The organism is Ruegeria sp. CE12, from assembly GCF_056537525.1.
Genome location: NZ_JBQFRS010000003.1, coordinates 228,944 through 241,607, shown reverse-complemented (window position 1 = coordinate 241,607; position 12,664 = coordinate 228,944). Strand labels below are relative to the sequence as shown.

The 12,664-nt window shown below is 57.1% G+C and carries 13 protein-coding genes; 8 read left to right on the top strand and 5 right to left on the bottom strand.

Annotation, left to right across the window (positions count from 1 at the left end):
* The first annotated feature begins 62 nt into the window (after positions 1–62).
* The 8 genes from ACR0IO_RS09855 (at position 63) to ACR0IO_RS09820 (ending at position 8,158) form a co-directional block, all read left to right on the top strand.
* On the top strand, positions 63–869 hold the full coding sequence (locus ACR0IO_RS09855) for a crotonase/enoyl-CoA hydratase family protein (RefSeq protein WP_480741269.1): 807 nt from the start codon (positions 63–65) through the stop codon (positions 867–869).
* 132 nt (positions 870–1,001) lie between these two features.
* Entirely contained in the window at positions 1,002–2,045 is a 1,044-nt protein-coding gene (locus ACR0IO_RS09850) for an RluA family pseudouridine synthase (protein WP_480741268.1), read from the top strand.
* On the top strand, positions 2,042–2,713 hold the full coding sequence (locus ACR0IO_RS09845) for an HAD-IA family hydrolase (RefSeq protein WP_480741267.1): 672 nt from the start codon (positions 2,042–2,044) through the stop codon (positions 2,711–2,713). The genes ACR0IO_RS09850 and ACR0IO_RS09845 overlap by 4 nt, the downstream gene beginning before the upstream one ends.
* 4 nt (positions 2,714–2,717) lie before the next feature.
* Positions 2,718–3,425: an ATP12 family chaperone protein gene (locus ACR0IO_RS09840; protein WP_480741265.1), complete on the top strand. Its 708-nt coding sequence runs from the start codon at positions 2,718–2,720 to the stop codon at positions 3,423–3,425.
* A gap of 205 nt (positions 3,426–3,630) precedes the next feature.
* Positions 3,631–4,647 carry an amino acid ABC transporter substrate-binding protein gene (locus ACR0IO_RS09835; RefSeq protein ID WP_155150056.1) on the top strand — a complete coding sequence of 339 codons (1,017 nt, stop codon included), beginning with the start codon at positions 3,631–3,633 and terminating at the stop codon, positions 4,645–4,647.
* 131 nt (positions 4,648–4,778) lie between these two features.
* Positions 4,779–6,047, top strand: a complete 1,269-nt coding sequence (locus ACR0IO_RS09830; protein WP_155150058.1) for an amino acid ABC transporter permease — start codon at positions 4,779–4,781, stop codon at positions 6,045–6,047.
* 1 nt (position 6,048) lies between these two features.
* Complete coding sequence (locus ACR0IO_RS09825; protein WP_155150060.1) at positions 6,049–7,356, top strand: amino acid ABC transporter permease; 1,308 nt, start codon at positions 6,049–6,051, stop codon at positions 7,354–7,356.
* Between the two features lie 10 nt (positions 7,357–7,366).
* Positions 7,367–8,158 (top strand): amino acid ABC transporter ATP-binding protein, encoded by a 792-nt coding sequence (locus ACR0IO_RS09820; protein WP_155150062.1) that lies wholly within the window; start codon positions 7,367–7,369, stop codon positions 8,156–8,158.
* Between the two features lie 52 nt (positions 8,159–8,210).
* Here ACR0IO_RS09820 and ACR0IO_RS09815 read toward each other — a convergent pair whose 3' ends face one another.
* The 5 genes from ACR0IO_RS09815 to ACR0IO_RS09795 all read right to left on the bottom strand — a co-directional run bounded on the left by ACR0IO_RS09815 (position 8,211) and on the right by ACR0IO_RS09795 (position 12,627).
* Positions 8,211–8,708 (bottom strand): SixA phosphatase family protein, encoded by a 498-nt coding sequence (locus ACR0IO_RS09815; protein ID WP_480741262.1) that lies wholly within the window; start codon positions 8,706–8,708, stop codon positions 8,211–8,213.
* Positions 8,705–9,358: a ferredoxin gene (locus ACR0IO_RS09810; protein ID WP_480741260.1), complete on the bottom strand. Its 654-nt coding sequence runs from the start codon at positions 9,356–9,358 to the stop codon at positions 8,705–8,707. The genes ACR0IO_RS09815 and ACR0IO_RS09810 overlap by 4 nt, the downstream gene beginning before the upstream one ends.
* Positions 9,355–10,149 (bottom strand): sterol desaturase family protein, encoded by a 795-nt coding sequence (locus ACR0IO_RS09805; protein WP_480741259.1) that lies wholly within the window; start codon positions 10,147–10,149, stop codon positions 9,355–9,357. The genes ACR0IO_RS09810 and ACR0IO_RS09805 overlap by 4 nt, the downstream gene beginning before the upstream one ends.
* Positions 10,150–10,206: 57 nt before the next feature.
* Complete coding sequence (gene argB, locus ACR0IO_RS09800) at positions 10,207–11,070, bottom strand: acetylglutamate kinase (protein WP_480741257.1); 864 nt, start codon at positions 11,068–11,070, stop codon at positions 10,207–10,209.
* Positions 11,071–11,223: 153 nt separating this feature from the next.
* Positions 11,224–12,627 (bottom strand): PepSY-associated TM helix domain-containing protein, encoded by a 1,404-nt coding sequence (locus ACR0IO_RS09795; RefSeq protein WP_480741256.1) that lies wholly within the window; start codon positions 12,625–12,627, stop codon positions 11,224–11,226.
* Positions 12,628–12,664: the final 37 nt, after the last annotated feature.

Sequence of the window (12,664 nt, the reverse complement as noted above, 5' to 3'; positions counted from 1 at the left end):
ACAAGCGACAGGCACGGCATAAAGGTTTCCCTTGGGGCAGCAGTTTCAAGGGAGGGAAGCCTGTGACCGTCTCAATCGAAAAAACCGAAGACGTCTGGACCATCGTACATGATAGGCCAGCAGCACGGAATTCAGTGGATGCAGACCACGCCAAGGCCCTGATGGAGGCATTTCTGGAATTCGATGAAAGCCCGGCCAAAGCCGCAGTTTTCTGGGGCAAAGGCGGCAACTTCTGCGCGGGGTGGGATCTGAAGATGGCCGCGACGCTGTCCGATCCCGACCTGCTTCAGCGCTACATGGACAAGCACGCCTTTCCGTTGGGTTCGGCACCCTCAACACTGGGTCCTATGGGGCCGTCTCGTCTGGAGTTGTCCAAGCCGGTTATCGGCGCGATTGAAGGGGCAGCTGTCGCGGGAGGGATGGAGCTGGCACTGTGGTGCGATATCCGGGTGATGGCCGAAACAGCTTATATGGGCGTGTATTGCCGGCGCTGGGGCATAACTTTGATGGATGGCGGAACGGTGCGGTTGCCTAGGCTCGTGGGACAGGGCAAGGCGCTGGAGATCGCACTGACGGGGCGAAAGGTCGAAGCCGAGGAATGCTATCGCATTGGTCTGGCGGAAAAAATCGCGCCGGATGGCAAAGCACGTGCGGTCGCCGAAGCGATGGCCCATGAAATTGCGCGTTTCCCTCAGGAGGCCGTGTTGGCGGACCGCCGTTCAATCATCGAGACCCGTGGCATGCCCGTTCGTGAAGCCCTGAAGGTAGAATGGGCCAATGGGACCGAAGCGATCCGAAGGGAAGGGACTGCCGGTGCCGGACGTTTCCGGGATGGTGCGGGACGTCACGGAGATTTCTCAAAAATCTAATCCGGTGCTGCTTGCATACTCCGTCCTGCCTTGACTCTTTTGGTATAGCGCGCGACAGACGCGCATGTTTTCTAAGGCACTGACGAACACGCAATCCGGGCGGGATCGCCGCACGGGGCAAGGGGCATTGGCATGAGTGGCGTACAAATGATCACGGTAGCCGAAGGTGATGGCGACCAGCGTCTGGACCGTTGGTTGCGGCGCCTGTTCCCGCATGTCAGCCAGGGGCGTATCGAAAAGATGTGCCGCAAGGGTGAACTGCGTGTTGAAGGCGGGCGGGTGAAGGCCTCGACCCGTTTGGAAGTCGGTCAAACCGTTCGTGTGCCACCGCTGCCGGATGCCGATCACAAACCGGCCGAGGTCAAGCATCGTGTCTCGGACAGCGACGCCGAGATGATCCAGTCCTGCGTGATCTATCGTGACGATCACGTACTGGCCCTGAACAAGCCCAGCGGATTGCCGGTTCAGGGCGGCAGCGGCCAGAGCCGCCATGTCGACAGCCTGTCCGAAGCATTGCGCTTTGGCTTTGATGAAAACCCGAGGCTTGTGCACCGGCTGGACAAGGATACTTCGGGCGTCCTGCTGCTGGCACGCACACGCGAAGCTGCCAAAGGGCTGACGGCGGCCTTCCGTCATCGCAATACGCGCAAAATCTATTGGGCGCTGGTTGCCGGCGTGCCTACGCCATATCTGGGCGAGATCAAGACCGGGCTGGTTAAGGCCCCGGGGCACGGCAAACACGGCGAGGGCGAAAAGATGATCGCCATACATCTGAACGAGGTGGACAGCACGCCGGGCGCCAAGCGCGCGCATACGCTTTATGCCACGCTGTACCGGGTTGCCGGACGCGCCTCGTGGGTGGCGATGGAGCCGATCACGGGCCGTACACATCAGCTGCGCGCGCACATGGCCGCGATTGGTCACCCGATCATCGGAGACGGCAAATACGGCGGTTCGGGTCAGGAAAACCTCGGCGATGGCTGGGGTGCGCAACTGGGTGGGATCATCAGTAAGAAACTGCACCTGCACGCACGGCAGATTTCCTTTGAACACCCGGTTACCCGCAAGCAGGTGACGATCAAGGCACCTCTGCCGGATCACATGAAAGACAGTTGGAATACGTTCGGCTGGACCGAAGATCTGGCGGCCGATGATCCGTTCGAGGAACTGCAATGAGCGCACAATTGCGTCTGGTTCTGTTCGACGTAGATGGAACGCTGGTCGATAGCCAGGGCAGCATCGTTCTGGCCATGACTTCAAGTTTCGAGGCCCTTTCGCTGCCCGTACCTGACAGAAGTGCGATCCTTTCGATTGTTGGATTGTCGCTGCCGGTCGCAATTGCCCGGCTGGCCCCAACCGAGGCACCAGCGGTGCAGGATCGACTGGTCGAAGGCTATAAGCAGGCCTATCACGCGCATCGTCTGGATCAGGGTGCTGCAAGCTCACCCCTGTTTCCAGGTGCCAGGGACATCATCGAAACCCTGCACGCGGTACCGGAAGTGTTGCTGGGTGTGGCAACAGGCAAATCACAGCGTGGTCTTGATGCCTTGCTGGAGGTGCACGGGCTGGAAAGCTACTTCGTCACTCGGCAGGTGGCGGATCACCATCCGTCGAAACCGCATCCTTCAATGATTGAAACGGCACTGTCAGATACAGGTGTTTCCGCTGCAGATGCGGTCATGATCGGCGATACAAGTTTTGACATGGAAATGGCGCGGGCAGCCAGTGTCGCGGGCGTTGGTGTGTCCTGGGGATATCACGATCGATCTGCGCTGCGTGACGCATTCTGTGTGATCGATGCATTTGATCAGCTACCAGCGGCTTTGGCCGGGATATGGGACTAAGAACATGAGCGAATGGAAACCAAAACGCTTCTGGACATCAAGCGCTGTGGTCGAGGCTGACGGGGGTTATTCTGTCGAGTTGGATGGTCGCAGTGTGAAAACTCCGGCAAAAGCGGCTCTGATCCTGCCTACGGCTGCGATGGCGCAAGCGGTCGCAGATGAATGGGACGCGCAGGAGAAAGAGGTCGATCCGACCACGATGCCATTCACCCGGTCCGCCAATGCAGCAATCGATAAAGTGCGCCATCAAAAGGCTGAAGTTGCCGACATGCTCGCCGACTATGGCGACACGGATCTGCTGTGCTATCGCGCCACGCATCCCGAAGCGTTGGAACAGCGACAAGCCGAGGCATGGGATCCCGCGCTGGACTGGGCGGCGGACGTTTTGAACGCCCGTCTGGTTCCGGTATCGGGTGTTTTGCATCAGCCTCAATCGTCGACCGCATTGGACACACTTCGGCAGCAGGTCCATCAGCTGGATGAGTACCGACTCGCCGCCTTTCACGACCTTGTCAGCCTGTCCGGTTCCCTGATTCTTGGTTTCGCCGCAGCGCAGAATTGGCGCAATCCGGACGAGATATGGCGCATTTCTAGGCTGGACGAAATTTGGCAGACCGAGCAATGGGGCGAGGATGAAGAGGCTCAGGAGGTCGAGAAGACCAAACGAGAGGCCTTTTTGCACGCCAAACGGTTCTACGATCTATCGGTTTGAGCCTTATTTTCTTGATTTTCAGTAATCTGGCGCATTCAAGACCGGTCAACTCATCGAATTCCCTGATCGAACCCTTGACGTTTGTTTATGAATGCGACCAAACTCATGCCCACTAAAGGGGAGACACCTTTGGGGTAACCTTACCGGCATCTATTGTCGGACAAAACCGTTCCCTCTGGGGATGGGAAATCAGGAAGAGGTAAAAATGAAAAAATCCGTAATCTTGGGCGCGGCTACGATTGCCGGTCTGGCCGCTGGCGCAGCTGCGGCGGGAACCGTAGACGACGTCAAGGCGCGCGGTAAGCTGAACTGCGGTGTTACCACCGGTCTGGTCGGCTTTGCTGCGCCCGACGCAAATGGCGAATGGCAAGGTTTTGACGTGGCTGTTTGCCGCGCCGTAGCTGCAGCTGTTCTGGGCGACGCAAACGCTGTTGAATTCGTTCCGACCACCGGTAAGACACGCTTTACCGCGCTGGCATCGGGCGAAGTTGACATGCTGGCCCGTAACACCACCTGGACCTTCAGTCGCGACGTGGACCTGAAGTTTGAATTCACTGGCGTCAACTACTACGACGGTCAGGGCTTCATGGTTCCCAAGTCGCTGGGCGTGTCCTCGGCGAAAGAGCTGGACGGTGCGACCGTCTGCATCCAGACCGGTACCACAACCGAGCTGAACCTGGCGGACTTCTTCCGCTCGAACAACATCAGCTACGAGCCGGTTCCGATCGAAACCAACGCCGAAGCACAGCAGCAGTACCTGGCTGGCGCATGTGACGTTTACACCACCGACGCATCGGGCTTGGCTGCTACTCGCGCCACGTTCGAAAACCCCGGTGACCACGTCCTGCTGCCCGAAATCATCTCGAAAGAGCCTCTGGGCCCGCTGGTCCGTCACGGCGATCACGAGTGGGGCGACGTTGTCCGCTGGACTCTGAACGCGCTGGTCTCGGCTGAAGAGCTGGGCATCACCTCGGCCAACATCGACGAGATGGCAGCTGGCACCGACAACCCCGAAGTGAACCGTCTGCTGGGCAGCGAAGGCACTCTGGGTGAGATGCTGGGTCTGGACGCCGAATGGGCCAAGCGCGCTGTTAAAGCGGGTGGCAACTACGGTGAAGTGTTTGCCAAGAACATCGGTGAAGAAACTCCGATCGGTCTGGCACGTGGCCTGAACGCACAATGGACCGAAGGTGGTCTGCTGTACTCGCCGCCGTTCCGCTAAGAAAACCGCGAAAAGGGCGCAGGGCAACCTGCGCCCTTTTTGCATCATAGAAAAACATGCCCGGATAGATTGAGCAGAGAGAAACTCTGCCGACAAAAATAACCGGGATGTCACGGGGATATACATAGGTCATGACGACTCTCACTGACCCGCCGAAGGAGCAGTTCCGGCTGTCCATGCTCCTTTATGATACGCGGTATCGATCTGCGACCATTCAGGTCATCGCATTGATCGGTTTCATGCTACTGGCAGCCTGGATTGTATCCAACACTATCAACAACTTGGCAGCACTGGGAAAACCGGTTGAATTCGGTTTCTTTGGTGAACCCGCCAGCTATGACATCAACCAGAGACTGTTGGAGTATTCCTCACGTGACACGCACCTGAGGGCAGCTTTCGTCGGCTTGCTCAACACGTTGGTAGTTGCGGTTCTGGGGTGTATCACGGCCACTATCTTGGGCGTGGTAATTGGTGTTCTGCGTCTGTCGCACAACTGGATCATCGCGCGGTTGATGACCGTTTATGTCGAGATGTTCCGCAACGTGCCTGTCCTTCTTTGGATCGTTTTCATCATGGCGGTCCTGATCGAATCTCTACCCGCACCGCGCGCATTCCGAGGAGAGAACCCGGAAGCAAGCATGATGCTTGCCGATAGTGTTGCGGTGACGAACCGCGGTGTCTATGTGCCCGAGGTTTTGTTCTCGAACAGTTTGGGCGATATTCACCTGTTTGGTGCCTCCAGCCTGCGTTTCGATGTCAGCCTGGACCTGGTTGCCTTTCTGATCGTACTCGGGGGTGCCATCTGGACCTCGCGGTGGATCAAACGTCGCGCAGACGGGATTCAGGAACAGACCGGTGACCGGCCTGTCACATGGTGGCAGCGTCTTGCTGTCTTCGTCGTGCCTATTGGTCTTCTGATGTATGCTCTGGGCTTTCACCTTGGTTACCCCGAACTGAAAGGGTTCAACTTCAAGGGCGGGACCCATATGCGGAACTCGTTGATCGCGCTGTGGCTTGCCCTTTCGTTATATACCGCGGCATTCATCGCAGAAATCGTGCGTGCCGGTATCATGGCGATTTCAAAAGGTCAGTCTGAGGCTGCGGCCGCTCTGGGTCTGCGTCAGAACAAGATCATGAATCTGGTGATCCTGCCACAAGCGCTGCGCGTCATCATTCCACCGCTGATCTCGAACTATCTGAACCTGACCAAGAACTCGTCGCTGGCGATTGCCGTGGGCTACATGGATATCACCGGTACTCTGGGTGGCATCACCATGAACCAGACCGGTCGCGAGCTGGAATGCGTTCTGTTGCTGATGCTTGTGTATCTGTCCATATCGCTGACGATCTCAGCGGTCATGAACTGGTACAATGAATCCGTGAAGCTGAAGGAGCGTTAAGATGTCTGACATTGGATATGTCCGTACCGAAATGCTCCCTGAGAAGGAGCCACCAGCCTCAGAGGTTGGTATAATTGGCTGGATGCGCCACAACCTGTTCTCCGGTTGGTTCAACTCGATACTGACGCTGCTGTCGATCTACTTTGTCTACAAGATTTTGGCAGCTGTGGTCCCGTGGATAATTTCTCCCACATGGGATGCCGGATCGTTGTCGGAGTGTCGTGAAATCCTGCATGCGCTTGGACGTGAAGGCCACTATGCCGGCGCGTGCTGGGGTGTGATCCACGAGCGCTGGATTCAGCTGATCTTCGGGTTCTACCCACCGGAACTGTACTGGCGCCCGATTGCAGCCTTTGTGCTGCTGGGTGTTGCACTGGCACCTGTGCTGTTCGCTGACAAGGTACCGTCGAAGCTCCTGATTTTCTCAGGCCTGTACCCGTTCATCTTCCCCTGGCTTCTTTGGGGTGGAACGATCTGGGGACCGATCTCGGCATTGCTTGGTTTTGTTGTGGGCTGGGCAGTTTACACACTCATCAGCAAAACGATGAGCGGGTTGCTTGGCATCATCCTCGGTGTTCTTGCTTCGCTGGTCTGGTGGTTGGTTATCTCGAGCTACTTTGTCGGTGCAATGGATTCTGTTGCGGCGATTGGCATCGAGGTTGTCGAAAGCCGCAAGTTTGGTGGCTTCATGCTGTCGATTACCATCGGCGTCGTGGCCATTGCCTGCTCACTGCCTCTGGGCATTGTGCTGGCTTTGGGTCGTCAATCGGACCTGATGATCGTCAAATACTTGAGTGTAGGCTTCATCGAGTTCATCCGGGGCGTTCCGCTGATCACGTTGCTGTTCGTGGCGTCGACCTTGCTGAACCTGTTTCTGCCGCCGGGCACGAACTTTGACATCATCCTGCGGGTTCTGATCATGGTGACCCTGTTCTCGGCAGCCTACATGGCTGAAGTGATCCGGGGTGGTCTTGCCGCGCTGCCACGTGGCCAGTACGAGGGCGCGGATTCGCTTGGCCTCAATTACTGGCAGGCACAGCGACTGATCATCATGCCTCAGGCGCTTAAAATCTCGATCCCGGGCATCGTCTCGACCTTTATCGGTGTTTTCAAAGATACCGTTCTGGTCTCGATCATCGGGCTTCTGGATCCTTTGGGCCTTGCCACCGCAATCCGCGCGGACGCGAATTGGAACGGTATTGTATGGGAGATCTACGGCTTTATTGGCCTGCTGTTCTTCATCTTCTGTTTCTCCATGTCCCGCTATTCCATGTATCTGGAGCGCAAGCTCCACACTGGCCATCGCTGAGGAGGGCCCAATGTCTCAACTTGCCGTAGAACGCGAAATTGACCGCTCAAAGATGCAGGTGAGCGACGAGGTCGCCATCGAAATCAACAACATGAACAAGTGGTACGGGTCCTTCCACGTGCTGCGCGACATCAATCTGACCGTCAATCAGGGCGAGCGGATCGTGATCGCGGGGCCGTCGGGGTCGGGTAAGTCCACCCTGATCCGCTGCCTGAACGCGCTGGAGGAACACCAGCAGGGCAAGATCGTGGTGGATGGAACCGAGTTGTCGAATGACCTCAAGAACATCGACAAGATCCGGTCCGAAGTTGGCATGGTGTTCCAGCACTTCAACCTGTTCCCACACCTGACCATTCTGGAGAACTGCACGCTGGCTCCGATCTGGGTTCGCAAGACACCCCGGAAAGAGGCCGAAGAAACGGCGATGCATTTCCTTGAGAAGGTGAAGATCCCCGAGCAGGCCAATAAGTATCCTGGCCAGTTGTCGGGTGGTCAGCAGCAGCGTGTGGCGATTGCGCGAAGCCTGTGCATGCGCCCGCGGATCATGTTGTTCGATGAACCGACATCAGCGCTGGACCCGGAGATGATCAAAGAGGTGCTCGACACCATGATCGAACTGGCCGAAGAGGGCATGACCATGCTCTGCGTGACGCACGAGATGGGTTTTGCCCGTCAGGTGGCGAACCGCGTGATCTTTATGGATGCAGGTCAGATCGTGGAACAGAACGAACCGGAAGAGTTCTTCAACAATCCGCAGAGCGAACGGACCAAGCTGTTCCTCAGCCAGATCCTGGGACACTAAGACAAACCTGGATCAGCAAGTTTATGAAAAGGCGGGGCATTCCCCGCCTTTTCTATTCCAGCAATTCGCGTGGAATTATGAAATCCTGCACTTTTCCACTGTGCCAGTGCAGGTCTTCCCAACCCGCAAAATCAAATCGGATCACGGTGGTCGCGCAGGTGGGGTAGTCAAAGAACCTTGGATGATCCGGCGCTTTCTTAACGACACGCTCAGCGAATTCGGCGATCCCGGGATTGTGCCCAAGCATCAAAACTGTGGCCCCTTGTGCTGTTGCAAGAATGTTCAGCATTTGCGCCGGGTCTGCGTGATACAGGTCCTGTAAAAATCTGATGTTCGACGCTTCCAGCCCCATGCCATCCCAGGTTTCGCGGGTACGGGTTGAGCTGGAGCTGAGGACTTCATCCGGTAAATAACTATGTCGCTTTAGCCAGTCACCAATCGCTGTAGCGGACTTTTGGCCACGTTTGTTCAGGGGTCGGTCGTGGTCGGTCAGGCCGGGGTGATTCCAGCTTGATTTGGCGTGGCGTGTCAGGATCAGGGTATATGTCATGAAGGATGAAAGGCTTTCATGTGATGTGCTGTTTGATCAGGCTGCCGACCTGCACCTTCGCTGACGGGACAGGCCAATCGCGCCATACAGCCACTTGTCATGCAGGTTTGTCCGGCTTGAGTGTCAAGGTAGCCATGGCAGGCTTCGACGTCATAGAAGCTGTCGGCATTCAGCGCGCTTACGGGGCAGGCCGTCGTGCAGGGGGCTGGACAATCAGTACAGGGCGAGCTGCCGGGAACTGGCGGCAAGTCAAACTCCATCGGGAAGTGCAGCGCTCCTCGGTATGAGATCAGCATACCAACCGTGTCATGCACCAGTGCACCAACCGGGCTTTGGTACGTGCGTGCGGATTTCAACGCCCAGTCGATGAACGGGGTATAAGGCGGTCCCCCAAAGGGGAAGTAGGGTGTGGCGCCCATGTCGGATGCCAGTTTGCCAATCACACGCGACGACCAGCGATCCACTGGATCTGAACGGCCATCAGTCCATTCAGGCGAGGCGATGAAAAGCGGCCAGAATTCGGCCGCTGTACCCAACAGGATCAATGTGCCCGCATCCAGCTGTTTTGCACCGCTTTCTCGGGGATGTTGGGTGCCCATCACGATGAGGCCGACCTCCTGCGCCGCTCTCTCAACCTCCTGATAGGTCATCTGCGCTGAAACGGAAGAGACAGGCTCCATCCCAGTCGGGTCGGTCGATCGTCCTGCCATTCCAGCCCCACATTCATCTGTTCATGCCCGCCCCCGGGCTGCGCCACATAGGTTCCCATCAGCCGGTCCCAGACTGACAGCGCAAAGCCATAATTGCTGTCGTGCTCTGACCTCAGAACCGAATGGTGCACCCGATGCATATCAGGTGTCACAAGAACCCTACGCAACACGGCGTCCACAGCAAGAGGGAGTTTCAGGTTCGAATGATTGAAAAGGGCAGTCCCGTTCAACAAAATTTCAAACAGGACCACGGCCAGTGCACTTGGGCCGAGAACGTAGATCAGGCCGATTTTCAGGATCATGGACAGCGCGATTTCAATTGGGTGAAACCGGATGGCTGTTGTGACATCCATATCTCTGTCGGCATGGTGTACACGGTGCAGCCGCCAGAGGATTGGAACCTTGTGCGTAATCAGATGCTGCAGCCAGATCGCGAAGTCGAGGATCAGGACACAGAGAATGACCTCAAACCAACCGGGCCAGTTGAGATTATTGAACAGACCCATCCCAAGCTGGCTGGCATCAATTGCGGCCCCAACAGCCAGAAGCGGGAAGCCAATCGCCATCGCCCGGAGCATCACTGTGTTCAAAACAGTAATTGACAGGTTGGTCAGCCAACGCCGCGATCTGTGGCAGTTGCGTGGCCGACGTGGTGCAAGCGCTTCGGCACCTGCAAAGATCGCAAACAGCACCACAAACACACCCAGTCGAATGATGGTTTCATTGTCCATACATTCACATTCAGGCATGTTAGTGCCCGGCGCAAGGCCACCGGGATCACTTAGGTGTTAGTCTGGTCGGATCAGAGACCCAGCACCGTGCTCGGTGAACAGTTCCAGTAGAACGGCGTTTGGTGCACGGCCGTCTAGGATGACAACGGCACGCACACCGCTGTGCAGGGCGTCCAGCGCGGTCTCGGTCTTTGGGATCATACCACCTGCAATGGTGCCCTCGCGGGTCATTTCACGGATCTGCCCGGCCTTCAGTTCGGTCACGACATCTCCGGCCGCGTTTTTTACGCCGGAAACATCGGTCAACAGCAACAGGCGATCCGCTTTCAGAGCGGAGGCAATCGCACCTGCAGCCGTATCACCGTTTACGTTGAAGGTCTCCCCTTCAGCGCCGGCGCCCAAGGGGGCAATCACCGGGATAACGTCATGCGAGAACAGGTCATGCAGGATCTTCGGGTCCATCTTCGCAGGTGTTCCCACGTATCCCAGCGAGGCGTCTGTTTGCTCGCACATCATCAGATGTGCGTCCTTTCCGGAAAGCCCAACAGCCATGCCACCCTGTGCGTTGATCGCCTGAACAATACGTTTGTTGACGACACCTGACAGCACCATCTCGACCACTTCGACCGTGGCCTGATCGGTGACGCGTTTGCCGTTGACGAAGTCGGACTGAATGTCCAGCCGATCCAGCATCGAATTGATCATGGGGCCACCGCCGTGAACGATCACCGGGTTCACGCCAACCTGTCGCATCAGAACAACGTCTCGAGCAAAGCTTTCCATCGCTTCGTCACTGCCCATGGCGTGACCACCCAGTTTGATGACGACGATAGCACCGTCGTAACGTTGCAGATAAGGCAGCGCACTGTTCAAAGTGGCCGCAGTGGCGATCCAGTCCCGGTCCATGTCTCTTGTCTTCATCGCTGTCGTCCCTCTGATCAACCCTGTTAGGGGCTTTGGAGAGGGCTGCCAAGTCCAGATGACCCGAAACACCTGATTTGCTGCGCGGCACGCCATAAGGGACGCAAACGTGCCACGCAGCGGGGCCGCACCGGCAGGTGCAGCCCCAACCGGTTAGCTCAGCGCGCGCTTCATCGCAGGAATGTTGCTGATGATCAGCAGATCAAGTGCCAGAACGCCAAGCAGCGTCAGCCCCACCAGCGGGAACGCCATCGCGGTGAACAGGCCGATGAGCACGGCTCCCTTCCAGATCGGCATTTCCGCTGGCAAGGGGGGCGGTGCGAGACGCGCCTCCCCCTTGGGACGACGTTTGATCCACATAACGACACCAGAGATGCAGACAAAAATCACGGATAGGCAGAACACCAGATTCAGAACAAAGTTCCAAACACCCATCAGGCCCATATGCAGCGGGATGCCAATGGCCATGCTTTTACCCATCACGGAGTAATCCTGATATCTGACATCAGCCAGAATCTTGCCAGTGTATTGATCAACATGCACGGTTCTGTCGTTGACCGGATCCGTGGAGTCACTGCTCATGCTGTCGCGGTTCAGGGTCCAGACCCCGTTTTCCCCGCTGGGGTAGGCAACGCGGAACCGGCCCTGCATTCCCAGTGAGGTGCCCAACTGTACCACCGCATCAATATCGATTGGCACGCTCTGAGCAATTCCATCGATACCGGCATCAGACCCCGAGGCAGGCATTGGCGTCTGCTCCAGCGCCCAGGGCACATCATTCTGGTGACCGTGGTTCATGCTGGCATGGATGTCATCCGACAAGGGCACATTGTCCCATTTCTCGGCCGGAAAACTGCTCCACGGCTGCACGATCATGCCACCCCACACGCCGGCCCACGACAGGCCTGAGACCAGAAAGACGATTAAAAGCCCTGACATCCAGAAACCAACAACAGCATGCAGCGATTTCCAGAGCGCCCGCCCACGTGCACGCAGGTTGGGGACGAAGACTGACATGGAATTCCCGCGCGGCCACCAGAGATAGAGGCCCGTGAAAACAAGAACCAGACTGAGCCCGGCTGCGATCTCGAGAATTCGGTCACCCGTATCGCCAATCATCAGGGTCGAGTGGATGTTATCGGCGAGGTCATACCAGCCAGCGCGACGGTCCCATGTTTCGATCACATCACCGCTATACGGGTCTAGGGCGACCATAAGCTGACCCGCGTCGGTTTTGATGCGAAAGACTGTGGCCAGATCGGCAGCTTTGGGGCCGATCCATTCCACAACCTGTCCCGGAACTTCGGCCAGGGCTAGCTCTGCCTGCCGAGAAACCGGTAATGGATCCCCTTGAATTTCGACCGCAATCTTTTCCCCATCACGACCGTCGAACTGAGTGATGAACATCATCATCAACCCCGTCACGGCAAGTATGATCAGGAACGGGATCACAAAGATCCCTGCATAAAAGTGCCACCGCCAGGCGGCGAAGTAGAATTTTTGCGCAGCATCGCGCGGGGCCGCGTCGGCGGCCCTGTTTTGGCTGTCCATTGCCATAATAGTCTCCAAATTCGAGAAAGAGGCCCGCGCAGCT